General features: G+C 45.6%; 29 protein-coding genes. 10 read left to right on the top strand and 19 right to left on the bottom strand.

Going from position 1 to position 26,428, the window contains the following annotated elements; genetic code table 11:
- Positions 1-80: 80 nt before the first annotated feature.
- The 3 genes from Q1A18_RS16220 (at position 81) to Q1A18_RS16210 (ending at position 2,785) form a co-directional block, all read left to right on the top strand.
- A complete protein-coding gene (locus tag Q1A18_RS16220; RefSeq protein ID WP_299582991.1) occupies positions 81-1,502 on the top strand; it encodes a hypothetical protein in 1,422 nt (473 codons plus the stop codon).
- A gap of 111 nt (positions 1,503-1,613) precedes the next feature.
- The gene (locus Q1A18_RS16215) at positions 1,614-2,588 is read left to right on the top strand and encodes an alpha/beta hydrolase (RefSeq protein WP_299582988.1); all 975 of its coding nucleotides are present in this window, start codon (positions 1,614-1,616) and stop codon (positions 2,586-2,588) included.
- A gap of 44 nt (positions 2,589-2,632) precedes the next feature.
- Positions 2,633-2,785, top strand: a complete 153-nt coding sequence (locus Q1A18_RS16210; RefSeq protein ID WP_299582985.1) for a hypothetical protein — start codon at positions 2,633-2,635, stop codon at positions 2,783-2,785.
- Between the two features lie 109 nt (positions 2,786-2,894).
- Here the strand turns inward: Q1A18_RS16210 and Q1A18_RS16205 are convergent, their stop codons facing one another.
- Positions 2,895-3,644 carry a DUF6261 family protein gene (locus tag Q1A18_RS16205; RefSeq protein WP_299582982.1) on the bottom strand — a complete coding sequence of 250 codons (750 nt, stop codon included), beginning with the start codon at positions 3,642-3,644 and terminating at the stop codon, positions 2,895-2,897.
- 812 nt (positions 3,645-4,456) lie between these two features.
- Here Q1A18_RS16205 and Q1A18_RS16200 point away from each other — a divergent pair.
- Positions 4,457-5,620 (top strand): DUF4062 domain-containing protein, encoded by a 1,164-nt coding sequence (locus tag Q1A18_RS16200; protein ID WP_299582979.1) that lies wholly within the window; start codon positions 4,457-4,459, stop codon positions 5,618-5,620.
- Between the two features lie 173 nt (positions 5,621-5,793).
- Positions 5,794-6,177, top strand: coding sequence for a hypothetical protein (locus Q1A18_RS16195; protein ID WP_299582976.1), 384 nt, complete (start codon positions 5,794-5,796; stop codon positions 6,175-6,177).
- A gap of 307 nt (positions 6,178-6,484) precedes the next feature.
- Here Q1A18_RS16195 and Q1A18_RS16190 read toward each other — a convergent pair whose 3' ends face one another.
- The 12 genes from Q1A18_RS16190 to Q1A18_RS16135 form a co-directional block, all read right to left on the bottom strand.
- A complete protein-coding gene (locus Q1A18_RS16190; RefSeq protein ID WP_299582973.1) occupies positions 6,485-7,528 on the bottom strand; it encodes a nuclear transport factor 2 family protein in 1,044 nt (347 codons plus the stop codon).
- A gap of 396 nt (positions 7,529-7,924) precedes the next feature.
- Positions 7,925-8,518: a class I SAM-dependent methyltransferase gene (locus tag Q1A18_RS16185; protein WP_299582970.1), complete on the bottom strand. Its 594-nt coding sequence runs from the start codon at positions 8,516-8,518 to the stop codon at positions 7,925-7,927.
- Between the two features lie 42 nt (positions 8,519-8,560).
- Entirely contained in the window at positions 8,561-9,592 is a 1,032-nt protein-coding gene (arsB, locus tag Q1A18_RS16180; protein ID WP_299582967.1) for an ACR3 family arsenite efflux transporter, read from the bottom strand.
- A gap of 18 nt (positions 9,593-9,610) precedes the next feature.
- The gene (gene arsM / locus Q1A18_RS16175) at positions 9,611-10,414 is read right to left on the bottom strand and encodes an arsenite methyltransferase (RefSeq protein ID WP_299582964.1); all 804 of its coding nucleotides are present in this window, start codon (positions 10,412-10,414) and stop codon (positions 9,611-9,613) included.
- Positions 10,411-10,836, bottom strand: a complete 426-nt coding sequence (locus tag Q1A18_RS16170) for an arsenate reductase ArsC (protein WP_299582961.1) — start codon at positions 10,834-10,836, stop codon at positions 10,411-10,413. Before Q1A18_RS16170 ends, arsM begins: the two co-directional genes overlap by 4 nt.
- 90 nt (positions 10,837-10,926) lie before the next feature.
- Positions 10,927-11,322: a winged helix-turn-helix domain-containing protein gene (locus tag Q1A18_RS16165; RefSeq protein ID WP_299582958.1), complete on the bottom strand. Its 396-nt coding sequence runs from the start codon at positions 11,320-11,322 to the stop codon at positions 10,927-10,929.
- Positions 11,323-11,410: 88 nt separating this feature from the next.
- Positions 11,411-12,181, bottom strand: coding sequence for an NAD(P)-binding domain-containing protein (locus Q1A18_RS16160; protein ID WP_299582955.1), 771 nt, complete (start codon positions 12,179-12,181; stop codon positions 11,411-11,413).
- Positions 12,182-12,211: 30 nt separating this feature from the next.
- Positions 12,212-13,255 carry a permease gene (locus Q1A18_RS16155; protein WP_299582952.1) on the bottom strand — a complete coding sequence of 348 codons (1,044 nt, stop codon included), beginning with the start codon at positions 13,253-13,255 and terminating at the stop codon, positions 12,212-12,214.
- Between the two features lie 54 nt (positions 13,256-13,309).
- Positions 13,310-14,011: an aromatic aminobenezylarsenical efflux permease ArsG family transporter gene (locus tag Q1A18_RS16150; RefSeq protein ID WP_299582949.1), complete on the bottom strand. Its 702-nt coding sequence runs from the start codon at positions 14,009-14,011 to the stop codon at positions 13,310-13,312.
- Between the two features lie 4 nt (positions 14,012-14,015).
- Positions 14,016-14,450, bottom strand: coding sequence for a nitrophenyl compound nitroreductase subunit ArsF family protein (locus tag Q1A18_RS16145; RefSeq protein ID WP_299582946.1), 435 nt, complete (start codon positions 14,448-14,450; stop codon positions 14,016-14,018).
- The gene (locus Q1A18_RS16140) at positions 14,447-14,725 is read right to left on the bottom strand and encodes a thioredoxin family protein (RefSeq protein ID WP_299582943.1); all 279 of its coding nucleotides are present in this window, start codon (positions 14,723-14,725) and stop codon (positions 14,447-14,449) included. The genes Q1A18_RS16145 and Q1A18_RS16140 overlap by 4 nt, the downstream gene beginning before the upstream one ends.
- 58 nt (positions 14,726-14,783) lie before the next feature.
- Positions 14,784-15,083: a metalloregulator ArsR/SmtB family transcription factor gene (locus Q1A18_RS16135; protein ID WP_299582940.1), complete on the bottom strand. Its 300-nt coding sequence runs from the start codon at positions 15,081-15,083 to the stop codon at positions 14,784-14,786.
- 381 nt (positions 15,084-15,464) lie between these two features.
- Here Q1A18_RS16135 and Q1A18_RS16130 point away from each other — a divergent pair, with 381 nt between their 5' ends.
- The gene (locus tag Q1A18_RS16130) at positions 15,465-16,133 is read left to right on the top strand and encodes a hypothetical protein (RefSeq protein WP_299582937.1); all 669 of its coding nucleotides are present in this window, start codon (positions 15,465-15,467) and stop codon (positions 16,131-16,133) included.
- A 141-nt stretch (positions 16,134-16,274) separates the two neighbouring features.
- On the opposite strand, the gene Q1A18_RS16125 is transcribed toward Q1A18_RS16130, so the two are convergent.
- The 4 genes from Q1A18_RS16125 to Q1A18_RS16110 all read right to left on the bottom strand — a co-directional run bounded on the left by Q1A18_RS16125 (position 16,275) and on the right by Q1A18_RS16110 (position 19,909).
- Complete coding sequence (locus tag Q1A18_RS16125) at positions 16,275-16,472, bottom strand: cysteine-rich CWC family protein (RefSeq protein WP_299582934.1); 198 nt, start codon at positions 16,470-16,472, stop codon at positions 16,275-16,277.
- A 132-nt stretch (positions 16,473-16,604) separates the two neighbouring features.
- Entirely contained in the window at positions 16,605-18,848 is a 2,244-nt protein-coding gene (locus Q1A18_RS16120) for a TonB-dependent receptor (RefSeq protein ID WP_299582931.1), read from the bottom strand.
- Between the two features lie 11 nt (positions 18,849-18,859).
- Positions 18,860-19,222 carry a heavy-metal-associated domain-containing protein gene (locus Q1A18_RS16115; protein ID WP_299582928.1) on the bottom strand — a complete coding sequence of 121 codons (363 nt, stop codon included), beginning with the start codon at positions 19,220-19,222 and terminating at the stop codon, positions 18,860-18,862.
- A gap of 234 nt (positions 19,223-19,456) precedes the next feature.
- Complete coding sequence (locus Q1A18_RS16110; RefSeq protein WP_299582925.1) at positions 19,457-19,909, bottom strand: hypothetical protein; 453 nt, start codon at positions 19,907-19,909, stop codon at positions 19,457-19,459.
- 196 nt (positions 19,910-20,105) lie between these two features.
- Between Q1A18_RS16110 and Q1A18_RS16105 the strand changes: the two genes are divergently transcribed.
- From Q1A18_RS16105 to Q1A18_RS16090, 4 genes are all read left to right on the top strand, one after another.
- Entirely contained in the window at positions 20,106-21,065 is a 960-nt protein-coding gene (locus tag Q1A18_RS16105; RefSeq protein WP_299582922.1) for an AraC family transcriptional regulator, read from the top strand.
- Between the two features lie 230 nt (positions 21,066-21,295).
- Positions 21,296-22,171 (top strand): DJ-1/PfpI family protein, encoded by an 876-nt coding sequence (locus tag Q1A18_RS16100; RefSeq protein WP_299582919.1) that lies wholly within the window; start codon positions 21,296-21,298, stop codon positions 22,169-22,171.
- Positions 22,172-22,262: 91 nt separating this feature from the next.
- Positions 22,263-22,904, top strand: coding sequence for an NAD(P)H-dependent oxidoreductase (locus tag Q1A18_RS16095; protein WP_299582916.1), 642 nt, complete (start codon positions 22,263-22,265; stop codon positions 22,902-22,904).
- A 10-nt stretch (positions 22,905-22,914) separates the two neighbouring features.
- Positions 22,915-23,937, top strand: a complete 1,023-nt coding sequence (locus tag Q1A18_RS16090) for an MsnO8 family LLM class oxidoreductase (protein ID WP_299582913.1) — start codon at positions 22,915-22,917, stop codon at positions 23,935-23,937.
- A 230-nt stretch (positions 23,938-24,167) separates the two neighbouring features.
- On the opposite strand, the gene Q1A18_RS16085 is transcribed toward Q1A18_RS16090, so the two are convergent.
- Together Q1A18_RS16085 and Q1A18_RS16080 are read right to left on the bottom strand one after the other, a co-directional pair.
- A complete protein-coding gene (locus Q1A18_RS16085) occupies positions 24,168-24,857 on the bottom strand; it encodes a hypothetical protein (protein WP_299582910.1) in 690 nt (229 codons plus the stop codon).
- A 607-nt stretch (positions 24,858-25,464) separates the two neighbouring features.
- Positions 25,465-26,364: a hypothetical protein gene (locus tag Q1A18_RS16080; protein ID WP_299582907.1), complete on the bottom strand. Its 900-nt coding sequence runs from the start codon at positions 26,362-26,364 to the stop codon at positions 25,465-25,467.
- Positions 26,365-26,428 lie beyond the last annotated feature (64 nt).

Below are 26,428 nucleotides of genomic sequence, written 5' to 3'. Positions count from 1 at the left end.
AAAATCGAATGTTCGACAAGCTGATAGCTGAAATTCTAACAATCCAATAATAAATGGTAAAACCCAAATATTGAAAGATCATGGAACAAAATAGAGCGTATAAAAAGTGGATGTTTATTCTATTGCCGGCCTTGGCCATGTCGCTGGGATGGGGCCTGCGCGGACATATTGGTGGTGGCCCTTATGGAGCAATGATTCCCGGGGCTATGGTAGCCCTCAGCATTTGTTTGCTGCTTGAACTGCCCAGAACCTTTTCGGCGTTGGTGGTCGTGTTTGGCGTGGCTGGCGTGGGGATTGGTGGCGAGATGACTTATGGTCAAACACTCGGTTTTTTGCGAAACATGGACACGGTTTGGTGGGGGACCTTCGGCACCACGGTGAAAGGGGCTACCTGGGGATTCCTTGGCGGTATGATCCTTTCCTTGGGGTTTTTACACCGGCAAATTCCCTTGAAAACTCTGCTTTATGCCTACCTGTGGCTGTTTGTCGGAATGGTAATTGGCTTTAAACTGATTAACGATCCCATGGTTTTGTATTTCTCTTATCCGGAGAAACCACGCCCCGAGTCGTGGGCTGCCCTGTTGGTGGGTGGAATCGCCATGCTTACCTACCTGCGTTTCAAGTTACCAACGGTAAGCCGTCAGTTAGTGACCCGCTTTAGTTTGTGGGGACTCCTGGGTGGTGGTTTAGGTTTTGGCCTTGGAGGTTTCTGGTTTGTTGTTGGTGGCAAATTGGGAGACGCTGTGATTTACCGCGATTGGTGGAAAGCCATGGAGTTTTCGTTTGGCGCTTTGCTTGGGGCAGCTTTGGGCTTTGCAGCTTGGCTAAGCCGCACGACGATTCAGGAGCTTGCCCAGGGAAAGTCAACCTTTGAAAACCAACATGGACGGGTTTACCAGGAGCTGTTGATTGGCTTGGGGGCTGGTTTGCTAATTTATTGGCTGGTGCCTTATTCCCTGGAACCTTTTGCAGATGGAGCTTCCAGCACAGATTCTTTTGTGATGGTTGGTTTGAGAACCATCGCCACGATTTTGGTCAACTATGCTTTCTTTGGATTGATTCTGATTCTTATTGCTTTAAAGTTCCCGTGGGCAGCTTGGCAACTCGGAATTACCTTGACCTTTTGCCATGCCGCAATCGACTTGATACGGGACTTTTACCCGGATACCAATAGGTGGACGCCATTCACCATGTACTTCTTGTTTGTATTTTTACTGACTGCCAATGTTGGTTTGTTGGTGAGCTATTACAAGCAAAACGAACGGCTTGTTCGCAACCTGTTGCTGCTGTTGATCTGGGCGTGTATGCTGATTTCATTTGGACGGTGGGCACTTCATCCTGAACGCTTAAATATTGACGGATTATCCTTTATGCAGGTTGTATTTGGGCGATTTGCCGTTGACCTGATTTTCTTTTCGGAGGCCGTGATTCTGACCCTTTTATTGAAAAGGTGGTTTCGTGATACCAAGCCTGAGCACGCCAAGGTAGCGAGCTATTCCTAGCGATGACTTTGCTTTTAATTCTTCTTTAATGATTACGCCAAAAACAGGGGTTAACCCTCGCTTTTTATTATTCGTATATCGAATTGGTGTTTAATCGACTCCTTTTTTGGCATGAAGAATTTTTGGGTAAAACGGATGTTTAAGGTGGTACTTACGCTGGTGCTGCTGTTTGTTTTCATGATGAGTTCACCGCGTTTGTTGGGCTGGCTGTATCCTGATAGAGCGCCGGTTGGTTATCATTTTGAACGACTCGACTACCTGGCCGTAGGAGTTGGTTTGGAAAGTTTGGTTGAACGAAAACCGACGGTGCCCCATGCCGTTCACGAAATCAAAAACATTGAATACAAGCGGGTGGGAGAGCGCTCATTGCAACTCGACCTGTACTTGCCCAAACAGCTGAACGAGCAAGCTCCGCTCTTGGTGTTTATTCATGGCGGGGGATGGCGCACCGGAAAACGAGCCGATTATTTGCCTTACCTGATCGACTTCGCCGAGAAAGGTTACGCCACGGCAAGCGTTTCTTACCGCTTGGTGAAAGACAGCATTTATCCGGCCTGCGTTGAAGATATTCAGGATGCCATGCAGTGGGTTTTTCAGAATGGGGAAAGCTACGGGTACGATACTTCGCGGGTGGCCTTGATTGGCGGATCGGCTGGTGCCCACCTGGCTATGCTGGCGGCTTATGGCTGGCATCGGGAAGGGGACAAGCCGGCTAAATTTCCGATCAAAGCAGTGGTTGACATCTATGGGCCTGTCGACTTCCGGATTGAGTATGCCCAAACGCAGCCCTTAGTAACCGGTTTTATCGGGCACGCTTATGCCGACAAGCCCGAACTGTATTGGGAGGCATCGCCAGCACGCTACCTGAGTGCCGACGACCCGCCAACGCTAATTTTGCAAGGAACCTCTGATCAGTTGTTACCACCCAGCCAGTCAGACATGCTGAAAGAAGAGCTTGATCGCTTGGGGGTGCCTTGCGAGTACTACCGCTTTCCGCTTTGGCCGCACGCCATGGATGTGGTCCAACGCGTGAATGACTATGCGCAACTAAAAATGGACACCTTCTTTGAGAAATACTTGCTTTGAAAAGTTAATGATCTGGCTATTGAGCCTCCAGTCCAGCTGTTTGAATGACTTTAGATTATGCCATCAGTGGATGGATGGATGGATGGATGGATGGATGGATGGATGGATGGAAAATACGGCTGTTAACCTCTTCCAATTTTCGTGTTGAAATTACCACAGCCTTCTCCTCGTTTCCGCTGCGCCTAAACAAAAGGTAGGCCGGGGGCTGATTTTTATCGGCACAGGCACAAACAACAAAAGCACCCAGCCCGAAGGAAGGATGCTTCTGTTAACCTTTTAAAACAAAATTTAGAAATGAAATCATTTTCAATCCACTTCTGATGAGATCGGTTCTTCTTTTTCGCTATCGGCTCTACCTTCACGGGTAGCCAAAGTATGCTCCATGGTTTTAATTTTTTGGTTAAGCTCTTTAATGAAATTCTCAATTTCAGGCGTTTGCATGTTCAAGCTTACCAAGGCGTTTACCCGTTCAACCATCAGTTTATACAGCGGATCAATTTCGAGACGAATTAACTTGGCGCTTCCACTGCTTTTATAGGCCAGCTCCGTATCGCGTTCATTTTGTTTCGCCTTAAAAGCTCCATTTAATTCGTTTAAGCGTGTCACCCAAGTGTCGAGCCCACAGGTGGTCACAAAACCGGCATTTCCCGGCTTGGCCAAATCGCCCAGCAAATTGGTTAAACCTGCTGTTTCTTCGTTATACGAAATGCGGCGAAGGTCGCCATACAGATCAAACAGGCGCCTTAGGCGCTTGGCAGCCTCCACTTCCTCAGCAATGGTGCACAACAAGGTCGCATTGATGCGCATATCGATGGCCCGCCAGATATTGTCGCGGTCCTGATCTATGTTTTGTAATTCTTTGGTTAAAACGCTGCCCTGGTCCACCCGCAATTCTTCGTCGAGTTTGGTAAAGGCCGTGTTAAAGTCAGTAAATTCGGCCTCCGAATGGATGGCTGCGGGGCTAAGTTTCAGGAGCAACTTTTTAAAGTCGCTCATAAATTGAAAGTATTCTCCGTTGCGGAGTTTGTACAATAAAAGTGTTAGAATTTTAGCCATGTGGTTTAATTAAAGGATGAATAGATGGGTTTTAAAAGGTTGTTTAAATTTTGGTGTTGGAAAGCGTTTTGCTAATTCCGGTTTTGTTAAATAAAATTACGGCAAATGGCTACCTGAGTCAATACCTAAAATTATGCTACACAGCATTTTGCTTTACGACTCCTTTTAGGCGCTATTTGGCATGCTGTACGATTTACACGCAGTAGCACTGCGGGAGGCAATCCAACAAGTTTGAAAGGGTGTTACACGGCTGCGGCAGGCCAGCCACAACATTCTTTCCTTGTCGCAGTACTGCGGGAAGCTATCCAACAAGTTTGAAAGGCTGTCGCAGGGCTGCACCAAGCCATCCACAACATTTGTTCCCTTGTCGCACGGCTGCGGCAAGCCAGCCAACAGGTTTGAGAGGTTGTCGCACAGCTGTGGGAGGCGTTCAAATTAGTCAGTTATGAGTATTTGCCCATGGAGCTGGCTGCGACAAGCCGCTGTTTACGAGGCTTGCAGGCGAAAGCCCTCGATTGGATTCTCTCCGTTTAAGCGTTAGCGGAGACCAGGAGTAGCACGATTCAATCCAATCCGAAATTCAGCGGATCAAATGCCTGCTTTAAAACAATAAATTCCTACATTTAAACAAAATGTATTTATAAACCGACAAACCAAGGAAAAATGAAAGAACCGGTCTACACGCATCAACCACCCCTAAGCAGTCTATTAACCAACAAAAATACATCCAGCTAATGCGAATAGATCCACAAGACTGTGGGGATATAAGTGTTATGCAAAATATTAAACAAACCAAGAATTAGCTAAAACATATGAGTCAATTAAAAATCTTTCTTAGTTCTACTTGTTATGATTTAAAACAGATTAGGGCAGATTTGTTTGATTATTTCTATAACCAAGGATACACACCTTATTTGTCAGAAAATCACGATTTTCCAATCAATCCACAAAAAGATACTATTGAGAATTGTATTGAAAATGTTAAAAAGAATACAGATATTTTCGTTTTAGTAGTCGGTAATCGTTATGGCTATCAAATTGAAAATGGGAAATCCATAACAAATACTGAATATTTATATGCCAAAAAACTTGGAATACCAATCTATATTTTCATTTACAGACAAATAATTTCAATCTTACCAATTTGGAAAAAGAATCAAAATGGAGATTTTTCTGATAGTGTAGATTCAACCAAAATATTTGAATTTGTTCAAGACTTAAGGGAAACAGATAATAATTGGTGCTTTGAGTTTGAAAAAGCCCAAGATATTATTAAAGTCCTCAAAACACAGTTCTCTTATCTTTTTAAAGAAGCTCTTAATCTAAAGACTCAATTTAAATCTAATCTTCCTGATTTTTATAAAAAGCTATCCACAGATGCTATAAATATTCTTCTAAATCGTGAAGATATGTTTGAAGTTTTATTCTTTGCACAAGCATTGGAGGATGAACTTACAAAATTTGAAGAATTAAAATATGACCTAGAATATCACATTCTATTTAAATCTAAAACTAGAATTGATAATGACATTGAACTTCAGAAGTGGTTAACTCAAAACTTACAGTCCCTAGACAACATTATTGATTCTGGGAATAATCTTTTTAATAAAGCATTTAAAACATATTATGGAGAACCTGGTGTACCATCAGATTTAAAAGGACTATTTTATGTTGCAGGAGCTTTAGCCAGACTATACGGCGAGATGATAAACTGGTACAATGACATAAAATCAACCTCAGTTGAAGACGAATATAAAATACTACGAGACAGTTTTGCTCAATATACAATAAAGGCTGCCGAACAAATATGGAAATATCCAAAAAAAATAAAAGATGACATTCATAATGGACTTGAAAGAATTAAAAATGGAGAAGAATCTGTAAATGTTGAGTCAATATTAAAATTGGAAATAGATGATGATTCGATGGAAATCTTTCATAGAGAAATGGACAAACTAACAAGAAAATACAATTAAAATACTTTGCATAACAAATTGTAAATTGCATTGCGGGGTTCGTGCGGTGTCGTTCGCTGGATTCTCGCAACGACAACTTACAAGTGACCGTTGTGTGGCATATGGAATAACTGCAAATCATAATAATTCAAGCAATTTCCCAAAAAAATGTGAGACAAAATAATCTAAGCATAATGCATGATAAATACGCGCCATATTGGGCAATAGCCCTAATTCTTTTGTTGGGAACTGGTCTATCAACAATTTGGTTTGACCTTGGTGCTTTTTGGAAAGGATATGTACTGGATATGGTAGGCCCTGCTTGGGCATATGTTTTATTTAGGGGTTTATATACAACAACAGTAGATAACATATGGACACGTTTTTTCACACCAAATAGAACTTTGATAATTTTTTTTATCGTATGTTTTGGAATTGAAACCTTGCAGTATTTTAAGATATATGATTCAACCTTTGACTTTTGGGATTTACTGGCCTATATCTCGATTCTTACTCCATTGTTTGTAATTGACAGCAGAATAATTCGAAAAATTAAAAATACGCCACAGAATAATTAAGTGTTCGGCCAGTGCGCAGCATAGTGGCTGAACGCGGTGTTGACGTAACCCCACCTATCCCTCGTCTGAGCGTTAACGGTGGCGAGGGATAAGCTGGCAGTCGTTTTAAACGACAATACTCCAGGGTATGGCATTGAACAAGAATTCTGAATGTCTTCTCCATTAAAAAAATAGCTGCCGGTAATTCATTCATCACCGAGTAAAGCCCTGCTTTTCGGAGTTATAGGGGGTGATAGGGCTGCAAGGGGGCCTATTGATCGGATGACTTCGAGTCATCTGATCAGTAGGTCAAAGAGAAAATTCAATTCTACTCTGGGCTGACGTAGGTTGGATCTACGGCGCTACGGTAGTAGTCACGAAACCCCTGCACCGCACCGGCTAGCTCTGGAACGCCAAGCATGACATCACCCTCAGTATAGTAGTCCCGGGAGTAATAAGTTTGTGTCGTACCTTCAACAAACTTCACGATTGACATACCTGGAGCGCTAAAAGGAGCTCCGTTAAATTCACCGGACATGGTCCATGTCGCCATATAAATATCGTCTACGATGGTCTCGTCCTCAACCGTGGTGTACAAGTCCGACGATCCGGCAAACAGACGACCCAGAAACTCGGCCATGGTTTCGGGACCAAAGATGTCGACAATGGGGTCGTGATACTCGTAGTTGCTTGCCAGGAAGGGGAGCACGCTTGTCCAGTTTTCCGCATTGATCTCGACCAGTTGACGACCGACGACCAGCTGATCACTGCTTAGCTTACTTTGCGAACGCAGTTGGGAATTTTCTGAGTTTTGAGGGGCAGGGGGGAATGGACATTCGAAGGTTGGATCCACAGAGCACCTGTAGTACGTTCTGAAGCCCCCGATTGCCTGATCCAAGCCGGGGATGGTGGCCATGATGTCGCCCTCGGAGTAATAGTCCCGCTGGTAGTACACCTGGGAAGAGTTGGGCAGGAACTTGAGAATCGAGATGCCCTTGGCCTGATACGGAACGCCGAGGAAATCCCCGGCCATGATCCAGGTTGCCGAATAGATGTCGTCAATGAGGGTCTCGTCTTCAACAGTTGTGACAAGATTGGGTGAGGCACCGATGATAAGCTGATTGAGGAAGGCAGTCATATCCTGAATTCCGTTGATGTCAACGATCGGATCATGGTATTCAATGTCGTCGGTATAGTAGGGCAGAATTTCGGCTACGTTAGGCGCCTGTACTTCAAGCAGGGCACGTCCAATCTCGAGTCGCTCCTGGTGGAGTCGGGCCCAATGGTCCTTTGAATCGTCTTTTGAACAAGATTGAGTAATCAGGATGATGATGCCGGCGAGAACCGCAAATGCATGGATAAACTTCTTCATGTGTGACCTCCTTAATCGTTTAGTTAAAGTATAGCAAACTACAAGGTGTTGACTACTAAGACTCTGTTGGTTGCTTTTCCTATGTAATTTAGCACAAATGCTAATCAATTAAAACAGTATCAGTGCCTATTTTTTTAATTCAAGCCCAAATTGGTGGATTTACTTAGAGAGCACATAAGATTAGATCCTGATCGTATCAGAACAAAAAAGAGATATTGCTGCTATTGGATGGAATAGTTTGTTTATGACTTCGAGAATAAGGACTCTTCAGTGCCCCGGCCTGTCTAGCTCGCTCCTGGGTGTTAGCGGAGATAAGGACTAAACCCGAAGCAGTTTTATCCTGCATAGTGGCGGGATTGAAGGATTGACGGATGGAACGGGGCTTAAAAGCAAGCCTTATTTTACGGCTACCAGGCGAATGACATGAGCTGTTCCCTGGTGAAATTCGCCTTCGTCCAGCTCCACTTCGGCTTCGCTGATTTTCAGGCTTGAAAACCCGGCAAAATCGGCTTGCAGTTCTTCTTTCGAGAAGAGCATATCCACATTTTTAGGGCCGCCGGTGTTGTTCTGAATTTGGGCCTTGGAGAAGCCTTCCAGAATCAGGGTGCCACCTTTTTTGAGATACGAGCTTAGCTTGTGGTGGTAGGCCTGCCGGTTAGCCGGAGGCATGTGGGTATAAATCAGGGCCAGGCAATCGAAGGATTCGGTCTGCAGCTCAATGCTGTCATACGAATCAATCCGGTAATCCAGTTCAACCTGTTGGCGGGCCGCCAGCTGTTCCGCCTTCTTTTGGCCTTCACTGCTCGAATCAAAGGCGGTTACCTGCCAGCCCATTTGCGCGGCAAAAACAGCGTTTCGGCCTTCGCCCTCACCCGGGAGTACCAATTTCCCGGGTGAAAGCTTTTTCAGTTCCTCACTGAAAAATTGATTGGGCGCAGTGCCGTAAACATATTCCTTGGTTGCAAAACGTTCGTTCCAAAAATTACTCATACGCTTGTTTTGGCTATTCAAACAGGGGAGGAGCGCAAAAGTTTAGTAACGCCATTTGTTGGCCAGAGCCACCAGGGAAAGCATTACCGGAACTTCGACCAAAACACCGACCACGGTAACTAAAGCTGCTGGCGACTGCAGCCCAAACAGCGCAATGGCTACCGCCACGGCCAGCTCGAAAAAGTTGCTGGCACCAATCATGGCAGCCGGCGAACAGATGGCGTGAGGCAGCTTTAACTTGCGTCCGCCAAGCCAGGCCACAAAAAAGATAAAGTACGTTTGAATGATCAGCGGAATGGCGACCAGCAAAATGATTAGCGGGTTAGCCGTAATGGTTTCTCCCTGAAAAGCAAAAAGCAAAATCAAGGTGAGCAGTAAGGCCACAATGGAAACCGGTTTGAACTGAGGCAGAAGCACCGATTTAAACCAGGCTTCTCCTTTCCGGCGGATGAGAACCTTGTGCGTAAGATAACCGGCAAGCAGTGGAATAACCACAAAGATGAGGACACTGGCCACCAATGTGTCGTAGGGAACCTGCACATTGGTAATGCCCAGCAAAAAGCCCACAATCGGGACAAAGGCCACCAAAATAATCAGGTCGTTGACCGATACCTGTACCAGGGTGTAGTTGGGATCGCCATCGGTGAGGTAGCTCCACACAAAAACCATGGCGGTACATGGTGCAGCACCCAGCAAAATGGCTCCGGCAATGTACTCGCCGGCCAGCTCGGGACTGATAAAGGCTGCATAGATTTTGGAAAAGAAAATCCAGGCAAAAAAGGCCATAGTAAAAGGCTTAATCAGCCAGTTGATCACCAATGTCAGCAGCAGGCCTTTGGGGCGTCTCCCCACATTTTTGATACTCGAAAAGTCCACCTGCAGCATCATGGGGTAAATCATCAGCCAAACCAGGATAGCTACCGGAATATTCACTTTAAACACTTCCCACCGGCTTAAAACAGCCACACTTTCGCCTGCAAAATTTCCAATAAGAATGCCGGCTCCGATGCATAAGGCCACCCAGATGGTGAGGTATTTTTCGAAGAAGCCGATTTGTTTTTTCGTTTGCGTCATGAATGTTGATCTTGTGCTTTATTTTGAAGCGTTTAGGGTAATGCTGAATATTCCATGGTTGTCCGATTGGTAGTCTTCCAACTCCTCCTTGCTGAGGTATTTCAACAGGACGTCTTCCGGAATTTCAATTTTCTTTTGTTTTTTCACCTCCGGCTGGCTAAAACCTTGCTGGCGGATGATGGTCAGGTAATCGTCGAATGGCAAAGCGCCAGCAACGCAGCCGGCATAAAGCTCAGCGGCTTCCTTTAACTTGTCGGGCAGCGTGCCGGTGATCACCACATCTGAAATGCAAAAATGACCTCCGGGCTTTAAAACCCGGTAAATTTCGGAGAAGGCTTTAAACTTGTCCGGCACCAGGTTCAGCACACAGTTGCTGATGACCACATCGAAGGTATTGGCTTCCAGTGGCATGTTTTCGATATCGCCCAGGATGAAGTCAATGTTTTTAAATCCGGTTTTGGCCAGGTTCTGACGGGCCTTTTGGATCATGGCTTCCGTGAAGTCGATTCCGGTAACCGTACCTTCTTCGCCCACCAGGCTGCGGGCAACAAAGCAGTCGTTTCCTGCTCCGGAACCCAGGTCGAGCACCCGGTTGCCTTTTTCGATACCGGCAAATTCCGTTGGAAGACCACATCCCAGGCCCAGGTCTGCCTCCTGGTTGTAGCCGGAAACGTTTTGGTATTCATCGCCAATCATGCTAAATTCGAGTTCGCCACAGCAGCTTGTTCCGCTACAGCAACCCGTTTGAGTGGTCAGAAGGCTTTGGTTGGCAATGCTGCCATACTTTTCCTTCACCACGCGTTTTAAATCTTCGGCTTTCATAACTGAGGTTTAACTTCTTCGGTATAAAATTTCCAAAAACGTTCTTTGATCTCATCCCGCACCCGGATAAATTCGCTCCAAATAAATTCGTCGGTGCCCACCGCGTGCGAAGGGTCGTCGAAGCCAATGTGCAAACGATGCTTGACTTTGCCGGTAAAGGCCGGGCAGCTTTCGTTGGCGCCACCGCAAACGGTAATGACATAGTCCCACTCATCATTCAGGTATTTTTCAACCGAATCGGACGTGTGGTGACTGATGTCCAGTCCGATCTCTTTCATGGCGGCTACGGCCTGCTGGTTCAGTTTTCCGGAAGCTTCAGTTCCTGCAGAACATACTGTCAGTTCGGGGTTAAACGATTGTAAAAAGCCATGAGCCATTTGGCTCCGGCAGCTATTGCCTGTGCACAGAATTAATACTTTCATACCTTTAAAATTGGACCCTGGATTTATGCGTCAGACCTTGCATTGGGGTTTATCGGCTACGCTTTTGTCCGGGTATTCTACTATTTATCTTTATTGATGTTCGTTTACTTGTTGTATGTTTTTTGTTTTTGGCCCTTCCATTGGTGTCGGTTCCTTTGGTTGGCAATTGGGAGCCGAGCAACTGCCAAGTTCGTCAAGAAAGCCATTGAGCTTTTCTCGTACATGTTGAATTTTTTTGGTATTCAGGCAGTAACTGGTTTTTACGCCGTGAATTTCACCTTGAATGAGCCCCAGCTTTTTCAGCTCCTTTAAATGCTGATGAACGGTGGTGCGGCTTAGGGGCAGTTCATCCGAAATATCGCCGGAGATGCATTGCCTCGTTTCGGCCAGATAGTTTAAAATGGCCAAGCGGGCAGGGTGTCCCAGCGCCTTATAGATGGCTGCTGTTTCCTGAAGTTCCTGATCAAACAAAGTAACTTTTGTCATTGCTGCATGATTTTAATGACGCAAATATACGACGTAATGAAGTTGGTCGTATTTTTACGTCATTAAGTTTCGATTAAACTTTTTGGCTTCAGGATTTGATCTTTTCAAACAACCCCATGAGTTTGGTTTGATACATCGATTTGATTGCGGCTTCGTGCTCGCCAAGCGGTTTCACCGGAATCAGATCCATCACTTCTTCGGGCGTCAATCCGGCATCGAAATACAAGCGGAGCGCCTTTTTCAACGAAGCGCGAATAGCCCGGTTGGCTTCCTCTTTCGACAGGCCGGTTTGTTCGGCGATGTCCTGCATGGTTTGCCATTGAAACCAGAAGTAGGTGGGCAGCATGGCCGAAACTACGGCATAACTTTCGAGCTTGCTTTCTTCGGTTATAAAGGTTTTTCCGAGGATATTCAGAAACCGCTTGATCTTTTTGCGGTCTGCTTTTTCAAGGGTTTCCTCAAAGGCGATGGGGTTAAACCCATCGTTGTTGTAGGAGGTGGCATTGGGAATCATCCGCGCCAGCAGCCGGGTATTCAGCTTTGAAGCCAGTTGGGCAAGGGTGATTTTGGGAGCCAGCGAAATGACTACCGTGTTCTTGCCAACAACTTCTTTGATTTGCTCCAGGGTTTCCATAATTGCCGGGGGATGAAGGGCGATAAAAACAATGGGCTGGCTTGCCGCCTGCAGTAAATCGCCGTCATGAACAAAGTGAAATTGTTCTCTCAATTTCTCGACCGCTTCCGGTTGGGTGTCATAAACGACCACCTCGTCAAAAACTTCGTCGAAATTGGTAAAGGCTTTCAGGATAATGTTGGTGATCCGGCCACCACCGATAAAACCCAATGACTTCGTTTTCATGATGAATTGATTTTATGGTTTTTAAATAACTTACAAAATCCAGTTAAACAGATAGCCAAGTGCAATAATGAATACGGTAATTGTTCCGAAGAAGATGCCAATAAGCTTCCACTTCATGACTTTTTTGAGCAAGGTGGCTTCGGGCAGCGACAGGCCAACCACAGCCATCATAAAGGCAATGCCGGTTCCCAGCGGAACACCTTTGGCCACAAACACCTGAATGACCGGAACAATGCCAGCCGCATTGGCATACATGGGCACCGCAAATATAACGGCTAAGGGCACCGCATACCACTTGTCGGCCGACAGAAATTCGGTGAAGAAATTCTCCGGCACATAACCATGCATGCCGGCTCCAATGGCAATACCAATCAGGACATACACCAGCACCTTGCGCACAATGTCCCAGCCTTCGCGGATAATGCTTGGCAGCCTGTCGATGAAAGGTGTTTGGTCTTCTTCCCACTGGGCTGCTTCCTGCTCCGAAGTGGCTTGAATCTCTTTCACCCAGTCGCTGAGGTAAGCATCCAGCTTCAGTTTGCCCAGGATAAAACCGCCAACCGTTCCCAACAGAATCCCACTGATGGCATAAATCAGGGTGGCTTTAATGCCGAACAGCCCCAAAAACATCGCTACAGCAACTTCATTAACCAACGGTGAAGTAATTAAAAAGGCCAGGGTAACGCCCAGCGGAATACCTCCCTTTACAAATCCGATGAACAGCGGGATGGAAGAGCAGGAGCAAAAGGGCGTGATGGCTCCAAAAACAGAGGCCAGCAGGTATTGAAGCCCATATAGCTTTTTGGTCGTCAAATAATCGCGCAGGCGTTCGATGGGGAAATAGGCATTGACTAAGCCCATAAGGGAACTGATCAGAAATAGGAGGATCAGTATTTTGATGGTGTCGTAAATGAAAAAGTTGATGGCTGCCCCAAGGTGCGTTTCAGCCTGCAAGCCGAATAAATCGTAAGTCAGGTAATTGACAAGGGGTTGAAGAAAGTAATACAGCCCTCCCAGCAACGGCAGGATGAGTACGATAGCAGCAATCAGCTTTATTTTTTTATTTGTTTGCATTGAAATTAACGTATAAGTAGTTCGCCGATCTACGAACAATAGATTCAAATTTTTTTATAGAAACAGTGCCCAGGTATAGTAGCTACCCACGCCAATGAATAAGACGGCTACCAAGCGGCGAAACCAGGTCTCAACGATCTTCATTCTGTTGTAAACACTTCCGAGCGAGCCTATGGAAAAGGCAATGAGCCAGGCAAAGATAATGACCGGAATCCCTGTGCCCAGAGCAAATATTAATGGCAGATACAGCCCGGAGGCACTGCTGATGGTCATGGGAATAAGCATGCCGAAATAAAGCACGCCACTGTAAGGACAAAAAGCCAAGGCAAAGACCATTCCGAGTAGTAAAACGCTCCAAAAACTTTTGTGCACCTTGGCTTCCATACGGTCAGAAAGTGCTCCAAGCCCCGGAATGCGGATAAAGTTGAACACACCAAGCATCACTAAGCCAATAAGAACGAGCAGGGGCCCCAGTAGCTTTTCGCCCCAGCTCTGAAAGAAGCCTTCCAGCTGAAACTGTTCGGCACCAATGAATAAAAGCAGTCCAAGGGCGGAGTAGGAGATGGCTCGTCCAAGGGTGTAGATGAGCCCGTTGTAAAAAACGGTTTTCCGGTTCTCCAAATCCTTGCTGATATACCCAATGGCTGTAATGTTTGTCGCCAAAGGGCAGGGGCTGATGGCTGTCATCAGTCCCAACAGAAAGGCCGACAGCAAGGGGAATTGTGCGTTTTCCAGCAGATTTTGCAATAATTCCATGAGCTTAATTCATTGAGTCGATGGTCTCCTTGAGTTTGGCTTTCAGTTTCTCCGGCTTGGTGCGCGCATTCAGAAAAGCCGTGTTGGTCAGGTTTTCTACCTGGTCGCCTTTCACGATCAGCAAGGTTTGTCCGCTTATCTTGTATTTTTTGAGTAAGGGGTTTTTGCTGTCTTTCTCGCGATCGATGGATTGAAGTTTCACCTGGTCGCCATAATAGGCTTTCAATGCTTCCCGGGTAACTTTTTCAACCGCTTCGCAGGTGGCGCATCGCCGGGTAGCATGAAAGTAATAGGCTTTCACTTCGCTTTTGTCGGCTTGTGGTGTCACTGCCGTTTGCTGATTGGCTTTTTCAGCCAGTTGAGGTTTGCAACATTGCGCATTGGCGACCAGCAGTCCGCCTCCCAGGGTGATAAGTAAAATAAGGGCTAGTTGTTTCATTTTGTTTGTATTTGTTGTTCCAATAAGGTTTTTAGTTCAGAAACACCGGGCACCTTTCCTTTGATTTTGACGATACCATTAATCATTAGAGCAGGGGTTCTCATGACACCCAGATTCATGATCTCTACAATATCTTCTACTTTGGTTACCGTAGCGTTGATGCCGCTTTCAGCAACGGCTTCGCGGGTTGCTTTTTCCAGGGCTCTGCACTTAGCGCAACCTGTTCCCAGCACTTTAATTTCCAGTTGAACTGGTTTTAAACTTTGAAAATCCATTTGTTCTAATTGTTAATGTCTGGTGTTCGTGGAAATACGAACGATCAGACTAAATTTTTTATCGATTCATTAATTTTTGAAACAAATCCTGCGCTTTGAGCCAGTTTTCCCGGTTGATGCAATACTTCACCTTGGGTGCTTCGGTTTCGCCTTGAATGAGGCCGGCCTCTTTCAGCTCTTTCAAATGTTGCGAAAGGGTTGATTTGGCAATGGGCAACACTTCGGATAAATCGCCACTGTAACAACAGGCTTGGCTGTTCAGCAATTCCAGTACATAAAGTCTTACCGGATGCCCCATGGCTTTGGCAAAGCGGGCAAGTTGCACTTGCTCATCGGTAAATACCTGGTTCTCTTTCATGATTTCATGTTCGTAGATTGACGAACAAAGGTAATGTGTTTGCTTGAAACGGAAAACCGTTAGACCAAAAAAATCATTGTCGCATCAACTTTTTTGTTATTTGTCAGGTAGCTAGCGTTTGATGTTTTGTCCCACAAAGGGAACGAGGAAACAAGTGATTATGGGTTTGCCAGGCGCAGGAGCGATAGCTGGCAACAGGCTATGACTTTAACCGGACCCTAAAGAATAGCTCTTTCTTTTTTACTCTGAATAATTGTAATATTTTTGTCGATGGCTTTTCTCGGATTAAAATTCTGTTCAAGAGAATTGGACGCTGGGAATTTTGAACGCGATTAAAGCCTGAAAACCAAAAAGAACTCTAATTTTTAGCAGATAATTAAAATGGAAACAAGAAAACTTATTACAAGTGTTGAGATTGCGGTGGGCAGTCTACTGCTTATTTTTATTGCTTATGGGTATTACCTGGGGCACTTTGTTAGTCATGAAGCTTTCTGGGACTTTGTTCGGGAAGATGGCCCGGTAGAGTATCCTACGGCAATATTTTTGCTTTTCTGCAGCTTCATTGGCATTTACCGCGTTTATCAGTACCGCACGCTGAAAAAACCACTTTGGCTGTTAACCTGGGGAGCAATGGCTTTCTTATTTTTCTTTGCAGCGGGTGAAGAGATTAGCTGGGGACAGCGTATTTTCGGCATTGAAAGCAGCGAGTTCTTTTTAGAGCACAACAAACAGGCAGAAACCAACTTGCACAACCTGATTGTTGGCGGACAAAATATTAACATCCTGATTTTCTCGCGCTTGATGTTTGTGGTGCTGATCGTTTACTTTGTTTTCTCGCACTTGTTGGTCAAAAAAGTGGCCTTTGTCAGAAGACTGGTCAACCAGTTTCGTGTACCGCTACCTAAAACACAGCACCTTGTTTTGATGGCTGTATCAACGGTAATGGTTCTTTTAATTGCGCTGAAGAAGGAAAGTGAGTTGCATGAATTGTCGTTCGCTTTTGTATTTTTCCTGATTTTCCTGAATCCGTATAAAGTGAAAGAAGACTAAGAATAGTCAGGAATGTGTAAGCATCCTTACAATACTATATCATGCGAAAGCACCTCACAACGAGGTGCTTTTGTGTTTTTAGCAGGTTTGACCCAGCGCTTCAGGCTTTGCGTCTGATCTAAGTGAAGCTTTATCATTCGATTAGGAAGATGCCTTTTCCAGCTGGCGAATAATCTTGTTGATGCAAGCCAGGCACAAGCAACCGTCAAAGCTGGCTGCAATAAAGTCCTGCGCAGGCTCCGGAATCGTTATTTGCTGACACTGGCACGAGATGCTTCGGGTGCATTCAATCAGCTGCCCACAGTTGGCACATGCGTGTTTTTCGTACTTATTGTTCATGTTGAGTGTTTCAATGACTATTCGGCCGCAAAAATGCATTAAAAAGGAATAGAATGGAAATAAGTTTTCAATTCCGAAAGTGGAAGAAACAAAAAGGCCGGCTCCTTTCGGAATTCCGGCCTTTGTTGTTATTTAATGAAGTTTGAATCGTAGTCCGAAATAGGTTTTCCGGCCAAAGATGGGCCCCCAGACCAGTGAGCTGTCAAAGTACGGACTGAAGGGTTGATCGCTTGCCAGAATCGGGTTGGGCTGTTTGTAGCCCGCCAGATTTTCCATACCCACATAAAGCTCGAATCGCTCATTCCAGGTTTTGCTTATCTGAGCATTCATCAGGAAGAAATCAGGCGAATGGCCCGCCAGCCGGTAGTTTTCAGGATTTGAACCGGTGTAGGGAATCCGCTTTTCCCCTTGCCAATTCAGCGTGTAATCCAGCTTCCAGTGGTTTTGGGTTTCATAGCCAAAATTCAGAAAAGCCCGGTGTGTGGCTTGCAAAGGCTTCTGAAGCAACTGATCGCCATAGGTGGTTTTCACATCGAACCAGCGGTAAGCCAGTCGCATATCGAGGCGCCTGAGCACTTCATAGTCCAGTTGTGCCTGAAAACTGTTGGAGTAGGACTCCCCATTCAGCTCGTAAAACAAGGCTTGTTGGGGGCTTTGCTCCAGGTCAAGAATCACCTGCTTGCTAAAGTCAGTCCGGTAAAAGTCAATGCTGACGGCGCCTTCGCGGTAATCCAGCATAAATTTTTGGGTAAGATTAAGCCCCAAATTCCAGGCTACCTCTGGTCCAAAACCGTAAGGGTTTCCGTTGTTTTGCCCTTGGAAAATCAACTGACGTGAGCTGGCTAAAACCCCGGTATTTTCAGCCAGGATGCTTGCGGTGCGTTGCCCGCGCCCTGCAGCCAAACGAATAACCGTTTGCTCAAACGGAGCATAGCGAATGTGCAGGCGAGGGGTGACAAAAACGCCGAACAGGTTGTGGTAATCGGCGCGCAGTCCGGCCACCACCGTAAGTTGTTCCGAAGGAAGGTAGCTGTATTCAAAATAGGCTCCGGGCACCGTTTCTTCACGATTGAAGGTGGTATCATTCAGCTGCTCATCAAAGTGATCGTACTGAAAGGATAGGCCGGTTTTAAACTCATGCCTGGTGTTTCCCAGAATGCTTTGATACACGAAATTCGCATAGCCTGATTGCTGTCTGGCATCGTAGCGGTTTAAGCCAAAGTAGCTGTCTTGCTTGTGCGTGCTTCCCGCCAGCTGCAAGCCCACTGACCGCCAGGGATAGGCTTCAAAAACCTTTCCCAGTTTGGCCCAGCCTTCCAGCCGACGTATTTTCATGTCCATGCCCCAGGCGTTGGTGGTCAGGGCATCTTCCGGACGAAACTCCATCTGACCGCCCTGGTTGTTCATCGTGGTTCCTTTTACCCCGGCCTGAAAGCGCAATCCGTCATCCCCGAAATATTTCCACCGGTTCAAAAGGGTGTAGGTGTCGCTAATGGGCATATCCATAAACCCATCGTGGTTATGATCCAGCTTGCTGGAATTGTCTTTGCCATGCAAGAGCAAGGCCGTTGACCATTTCTCGTTTTTAAACCGGTGCGCCAGGTTCAGGTTGGCTTCCAGCCGGCTTTCGGTGTTGGCAAACAAGTTTAGGTACAGGCGCTCGGCCTCTTCCGGCTTGCGCAACTCTACGTTAATTTGTCCGGCAATGCTTTCATAACCATTCACCACCGATCCGGTTCCCTTATTCAGCTGAATGCTTTCAATCCAGGTTCCCGGAATGAACTGCAAACCATACAAGGATGACAAACCCCGCATATCGGGGATGTTCTCGCGGGTCATTTGCACGTAAGGGCCTGCCAGACCCAACATTTGAATTTGACGGGTGCCGGTTACCGCATCGGTAAACGAAACATCAATGCTTGGGCTGGTTTCAAAGCTCTCGCTGAGGTTGCAGCAAGCCGCTTTCAGCAACTCTTTTTCGCCAACTTGCTCTACTTTTATGGAGTTAAGCATGCTAACTGTGGTGGTCTTTTGGCGTTTCACCACATCCACACCAGCCAGCTCCACCGAGGCGCTCAAAACAACCACCGGCTCTTCTCCCGGCACAATGGTCAGGGTATCGTTTTGGTAACCCACATAGCTAAACACCAATTGGTTGGTTTGCGCGGTGCGTTCGAGCTGAAAGCGTCCCGCTGCATTCGAACTGGTGCCCATCGTGGTTCCGGCCCAGTATACATTCACACCAACAAGCGGTTCTTTTTTTCCGTCTTCACTGTTTTCCACTACCTGCCCGCTTACCTGGTTGGGGGCCGCTTGTGCCCATCCCCAGTAAGGAGCGAAAAGTAGCAGAAAAAGCAACCATTTTCTCTGCTTCATGTCCTTCGTTGTTAGTGAATTGCTTGTCCTTCACGATATTTACAGCAATCATGCAGCTTTTGGTAAGCTTCGTCAGTTGCCTTTACCTTTTGGGTGTCGTGTCCCGCTTTGGCAATGGCTTTATGAATGCTTAACTCATCGGTTTTATCCGGACGATAAATGACTTTAATTTTTTGCTTTTTCTTGTCCCACTGGGCTAGCTTTACCCCTTTGATTAAGGCGGCTTCTTCAATGCGCTTTTCGCACATCTGGCATACGCCGGAAACCTTAAATTCCAGGGTGGTTACCTTCTTTTTGGCGGTTTCGTTGGCGGATAAGCTGAGGGTGCACAAAACGGCAACAACGAATAAGGATGTTTTTATGATCTGTTTCATTTAGTTGAATTTGAACCAAGGTATAGACCATCAATTTATCCGATATCTGGGGGCTTTTCAGCAGGGGTGTTACCCGTTTAAAAGCGCCGGCTCGGCTACTTGGTAACAGTCAGTTCTGCCTGAAAAAATACCCAATAATTGGATGTTCGATGCCTTGGTTGTTTGTAATACGATTAATTTGAATCCGCTGTCAATCCTTCCGGATGACAGCGCGTTGAAGGGTTCAGTTTCGAACTACCCGTAGTAAATGAGTGAGCAAAAGAGCAGCCAGGCTGGTTGCTCCAAAGGGGGAGTGGGCGTGAGTGCCCGACTGTGGGTTGGGGCTGGTGCGGTCGTCAATGCCTGATCGGTCTCTTCCGCAGGCAACAGGCTCAATACCAGCGGCTGCATGTCTAATCGCGGGCTGGAAACAAGCCGGAGCTCATTGTCGAGCTTTAAAAATTGGGCCTCGTCCTGGCAGCACGATTGATCGGGGCCGGTATCGCCACAGCAGCACGAATCGTTGGCGGCATATAAATCGACTGATTCCAACGCTCCCTGGCAATAATGCATATTGACCGCCAGCCCTATGGTCAGCGTCAAATAGAAGATGGAGAATACGATGGATACCAGTTTTTTCATGCAATCGCTTTTAGCCTCTAATAACAGAAACTTGCTTTTTATGTTCGCCAAATATATAAAAAACACCTCTTTATTCAAGCTTCCCGGAAAGGGGGAATGCTCCGCAGGTATAGAATTGGAGAACCCGAACGGCTCACGTGTTGTTATAGTCAGATAAAAAATACAAATGCCCTTTTGGACATACCCTGTGGTTTGATTTTACTGGTATAGTTTTGGGTGAAGCCGGAAAGGGCGTGTACGATTAGTTTGAAAGAAGCGATTAATGAGAAATATATATTATCAGTTATCAGATCCCAAAGAGTGGTATGAGCTTTTGGCCCAGAAACTTCCTTCGGTTATCGAGGAAAATCAGATAACCTTGGATCCGAAGATGGGCGATGGCCGGTCAATTTATTTTAAGGTTCAGGAGGGCTTGTGGGCGCAACAAATGGATTTTAAGTTGAATGAAGACCTGCAGTTGAACCGAATTCCTCATCAGAAAAACGAATTGTTTCTGGTTGATTTTTACCTGTCGAACTCACAAATTCAGCATAAATCGAAAGAGCACAACTTTACTTTAGGCTTTGATAACATGAATGTGTTGCTGACTTCGGCAACAACAGAATCGCAAATTCTGGTCAAAGCGCATGAGCCGGTTCGGATTTTCAATTTGCTGTTCACCCATAAATGGTTGAACGAGAATGTTTTGGTCGATGAAACAGGGATGTGCAATTTCTTTGAATGTAACAGCCCCATTTACATCTCCGAAAACCTGGATTACCGTTTTTCAGACCTGATTAAATCAATTGACTTGCGGCATTCTGATCGCTTAACTTCAATTTCGGTCATCCTGCAGATTTTGGATTACCTGTTTGTGAAGTTAAAGCGGAGACGTTTAAATACACCGCCGAAGGCAAACATTCATCACAAAGATTTGGAGCAATTGATGAAAGTGCGTGAGTCGATCGATGCCAACCCGATTACGGAAGTGTCGCTGGAGCAACTTTCGGAGCAGGCCGGCATGAGCCTGACAAAGTTCAAACGACTTTTTAAAGAGGTGTTTGGCACGTCTCCGTATCAATACTACCTGCAAAACAAAATGGCCAAGGCGATGGAAATTTTGACCAAGGGAACTTACACGGTTTCCGAGACCGGGTTCATCTTAGGCTATGCTAATTTAAGTCAGTTTTCCAAAGCGTTTAAAAATCATTTTGGCATCCTCCCAAGCCAGGTTGAGCCTTAGCACAAACTTGATCAACTTTAGCGGGACATCGTTGTTAATCTTCTTTTTAAACAAGGGGTATTCGATGATTTGATCCCTTTGAACGACGAGGAATACGTTAGTCTATGCCATGAAGTATTGGCTCCATTTGAGCTTTTAGGAGTAGCAAGTGGTCTTTCAGGAGTAACAAGATGCATGACCAATGAGGTACTTTTGTTGGGTCGATGAAAGTTCAGTTAATTCGTTAAGCAATGAAAACAATTCAAAACCTATTAGGAACGGCTCCAACACGTAGTGGAGACAACCGGTATACGCCATCCAGATTAGCCAGTAGGCTGTCGGTTAAGCGTACGACGGATTATCAACCGGTGAGGTATAAAAACCGGAATGAGGATCAGAATCGGAAGATACTGGTAATCGGAACAGAAGAGGGGCTTCTGCCCATGCAGAACGGGAAGCAGTTTGAAACCGGAAATCATCCGGTTGAATTATTTGTTCCTTTGTTGCACTGGGAGCAGGCTGGCTTTGGTTTCGACTTGGCGACGCCAACGGGGAAGCCGTTGCAGCTGGAACACTGGGCCATGCCCGAAGAGGATGAGCATGTGATGCGTATCTATCGGCAAAACAAGGCCCAATTGGTCCGTCCGCTTGACCTGCGCGATGTTGTGGAGTCTGGCTTGTTCGAAGATTCGCCTTACCTGGGCGTATTTATTCCCGGAGGACATGGAGCTGTTTTGGGATTGCCGCAAAATACCGATGTCAAACGGGTCATTGAGTGGGCCTTGGCGGAAGATAAATACCTGATCTCCATTTGCCATGGTCCGGCAGCTTTGTTGGCAGCCGGCATGCAGGAGCCTCAGGGAAACTTTGTCTTAAAGGGATACCAATTGGCTGCTTTCCCGGATTCGATGGATAAACTGTTGCCCGCTTTAGGTTATTTGCCGGGAAAAATGCCCTGGTTGTTTGGCGAAAAGTTAAAGGAACGAGGAATGAAGATAGTCAATCGCACGGCCAGCGGAAAGGTCTGTCAGGATCGCAAGTTGCTGACTGGCGATAGCCCGATGGCTGCGAATAAATTGGGGCAATTAACAGCTGAAGTATTCCTTCAGGAAAATCATTCGAAGTAATTCATTTTAAGATACAAAATAGTGTGCTGATAGCGCGTTAATCTCTTGCTGAAGCACCAAAATAGATAGAACAATAGCAATAAATAAAACGATGAAGAATACAGATTTTTTAGACCAATTAAGTACGCGTTATGCTACCAAAGCGATGAACGGGGAGAAAGTAGCAGAAGACAAAATCGAACGCATTTTGGAAGCCGCCCGATTGGCTCCAACTTCCAGCGGATTACAACCCTTTGAGATATTGGTGATCACCAATGAGGAGATGAAGCAGAAGATTCGGGCGATAGCCTTTGATCAGCCTCAAGTTACTTCGGGCTCACACCTGCTGGTTTTTGCCGCCTGGGACAGCTACACACCCGAACGCATCAATCGTATGTTTGACCTGACGAATGAAGTTCGTGGTACACGCAACGAAGGTTGGGAAAATTACCGCCAGTTCTTGCTAAACATGTATGGCCAACAAACCGAGGAGCAGCATTTTACGCATACGGCTCGTCAAACGTACATTGCCTTTATGGCGGCCATTACCCAGGCCAGCTACGAGCAGGTGGACCACACGCCGATGGAAGGTTTTGATCCGGCGGCCTTGGATGAATTGCTTGGGCTGCGCGAAAAAGGCTTGCGAAGCACGCTTATGCTGCCGCTTGGCTATCGCGATGTAGAAAAGGATTGGCTGGTTAACCTGGTGAAAGTCAGAAAACCGCTAACGGAATTGGTAACAGTTATTGATTAAGGAGCTAAGCATGAAACTCTCCGCATTGGATTTATCCGTTGTTCCACCATCGGGTGATCGGCATCAGGCTTTAATGAACACCCTGGATACGGCAAAGAAGGTGGATGAATGGGGGTACACCCGTTTTTGGATGGCCGAACATCATGCGACAGGGACAGCAGCCGGAAGAAGCCCGGAAGTGCTGATTCCACTTGTTGCGTCACAAACCAGCCAGCTTAAAGTTGGCTCGGGAGCGGTGCTGTTGAACCATTACAGTCCTTTTAAAGTGGCTGAAGTGTTCAATACCCTGGAGGATTTATTTCCCGGGCGTATTGACATGGGAATTGGCCGGGCAACCACCGGTCCCGTGAGCGATTTGGCTTTGCAGCGACATCGGTCAGCTTACCGGCCCAGTGCCGATGACTCGGCAGAGCAGCTTCAGGAATTAGTGCAATGGATGAACAACAGTTTTGAGGGGGATAGCCCGTTTTCCCAAATTCAGTCGTACAACAATGGGAGCAGCCCGAACTTTTGGCTGCTGGGCTCGAGTTCGTGGAGTGCCATGGCTGCCGCTAAGCTGGGCTTACGCTATGCCTTCTCGGGCTTCATCAATCCCATGCAGTCGTATGGTATTTCACAAATCTACCACCAGCAGTTTACTCCGGCAAAACAGGCTTCGGGCTTGCAAAAGCCGGAATTAATGTTGGCGCTCAATGTGTTTGTGGCGGAAACGGAAGAAGAAGCCAACCGCTTGTCGGCACCTTTTCAGCTGTTTGAGCATCGCCTGCGCAGTACGGGCGATATTCAGAGCTTGCTGGAGGATGAAGATACGGCCATTCGCCTGCTTGGCGGACTTCGCGAACCGGAAATGCTGACTAATCCACAACAGCCGCCGCGTGTTTTAATTGGAACGCCGGATCAAGTGCACGATTGGTTGATGCAGATCGGTGAAGCGTATGAAACAGACGAGCTAATGATACACACCTTAAGCTCGAACCACGAAGCAAGGCTGCGTTCCTACCAATTGCTGGCAGATGCCTTTAAGCTTAAGTAGCTTAGGTATTGCTGATTGCTAAGGATTCGCTAGCCCGGTACTTTTTGCGCTTTTGGCAATAGGCATTGCAAAAACTTCCCCTTAAGATGGACTCAGCTTTCATCTTAAGGGGATTTTTGTTGTCGCTTGTTGACAGCCCGTTCATCGGAGCGGGAAGGGGCTCCTGACTTTTCGGGCCAAAAAAAAGCCCCGTTTCCGGAGCTTTTTACCATGAGTTATCTCAATCCGAGTTACTCTGCCGATTCTTCGGCCTCGGTTTCTTCATCTTCTTCAATGGCTTCCTTCGAGCCGTAGATCACGTAGTCGTTGTAATAGGCCTCGTTTCTTTCTTCCCAAATCTTTTTGCCCACCTCGCAAATCTCGGCTATCTGCGTGTAAATGGCATTGGCTTTCTCTTCGCGCTCAAACGTCTTGGCTTCCCGGTTCGAAATCATTTTCTTTTGCTCATCAATGGCATCGTCCAGCTGCCGGGTGGTCGTATCCAGGTTGGTTAGCATCTCTTCGGTAATGTTTGGGCGGTCCAGTTTATCCAGCATCTGGCGGCAGGTAGTACTTACATGGTGTGCAAAAATAATCAGGTCTTGCTCCTTCATGGTTTGGATTTTGCCAAAGCGCAGCGCCCGGTAATCCACCGATTGCTCTCCCAAAGCCAGTTTGGCCCGGAAACGCAGGTTAATCAACTGGTCGGTCAGGCTTTCCAGGGCTTTCTTCTTGGCCTCGGTTTGCAGCATTTGCTGCCCCAGCCAGTAGTCGTCCGAAGGCAACTGGCGAAAGACGTCTACATTGGCCTTCAGATCGGCACGGTAGCTATCCTCGTAGCCCAGCGCGGCAAATTCGGCGGCATCGCGCAGCAGCAGGCTGTCAATGCGGTCGGCACGTTGTGTCAGTGTGCCAAAGCTAAAATTAAATTTGGTGGTCATCGTTGTACGTTTTAATTGTTTAATCAGGTTGATAATTATGATACAAATTACGGCTCTTCACTTAAAATTAAAAGGCATGATTCAATCCCTGAGCCTGTTATCGAACATATTTTGTGGCGAGGTAGCCGTATTGATAGACTGCCGTTTAGAGCTTGTAGGAAGCAATTTTGATGGGGTAGAAGCCCATTTGAAGGGGGTAGACCCCCAAAATAACCTATAAAACAGCTTTTTTGCTCTTTTTTAGTCAAAAACCTCCTTTTCTGACAAGTTTAGTTGGTAAATGACTCTACCAGACAGGTAAATGACCTTACCAGAGAGGTAAATGAGTCTACCAGAGAGGTAAATGACCTTACCAGAGAAGTAAATGAGGCTACCAGAGAGGTAAACGTGTTTACCAGAGCGGTAGATGACCCAACCGAAGAAGTTGACAAGCCAACCAACAAAGTTGATGCCCTAACCAAGGGGTTTTGATGCTCGAATAATGAAGGTAGTGTTCAATAAACTGGGTCAGTTGTATTTTTGGAGGTTGCTTATTGTGGAGTGAATATCGAGAAGCGCATCCCCGGCTATTTTAGTCGGGATCGTCTACTATATTGGCGGTAGTGTTTTATTTTAACATTTTAAAATCATTGTTGGTTAAGTATGTATAAATTGAACTTACCGTCTCAATATTTATTATTTTATTTAGGGCCAAGTCAACAAGTTTACCTTTAAGCAATTGAGACCAAGATTTTTTTGAGAGTTTATGTTGTAATTTTCGAAGTTCTTCTATTTCATCAAAAATTACTTCTTGTCCTAATCCTATCTTTTCTAAATGCTCGACGATATTATCTAAGCGCTTGTCTAATTGGGTTTTTGTGTAGGTTTTTTGTTTTTGCTTAACTTTTCTTGATATATACAATGAACCTTTTACTGATATTTTACAAAAATCTGTTGAATTATAAAAATTGCTATTTTGTAAGATTACATAACCTCTTTTGCTTAGGTTGCTTGCTATTTCTTTTGATTCATCCTGTCTAAATGGCAAATCATTTAAATCTAATATTGTTTCAATTGAAAAAAACTCATCTCCAAATAAATCATTTAGTTTGCTTAAAATGAAATCGGTTTTTTCATCTAAGTCATTGATTTCGATATTGACAGTAGAATCATACAAAGAGTCGATTATTTTCAAGTATGAAACAGTATTATTAAGGCTTTCGAAGAATCTATCCATTCTATCCAATTCTTTCTCTGCTTCATTTCTATGTTTGGTTATTCCATACACTTTGTCAAGATAATATGAATAACTATCGTCATCTATACGTCTTGTGATAAGTTCGGCGTTATTTGTAATACTATTCGAGATAAAAGCCTTGATGTCGGTTGCTTTTTTATTTATAAATTCTCTAATATCTATAGTTGAAACATCATCCATAGATTTATGAAATGTACAAACATCCTTAACCTCTGAATTTAGAAATTCAAAAAAGTCAAAGGCTGAAATATTTTTTAAGATAAATTTCAAAATATTGTAATATTACTTTACACCCTGTTTGGCAATATTACTGCTAACGGAGAGTATAAGAATA

The organism is uncultured Sunxiuqinia sp. (assembly GCF_947495665.1).
GTDB classification, from domain to species: domain Bacteria; phylum Bacteroidota; class Bacteroidia; order Bacteroidales; family Prolixibacteraceae; genus Sunxiuqinia; species Sunxiuqinia rutila.
Note: the sequence above shows the minus strand (reverse complement) of the source record. Positions and strands in the feature narration are given on the sequence as shown.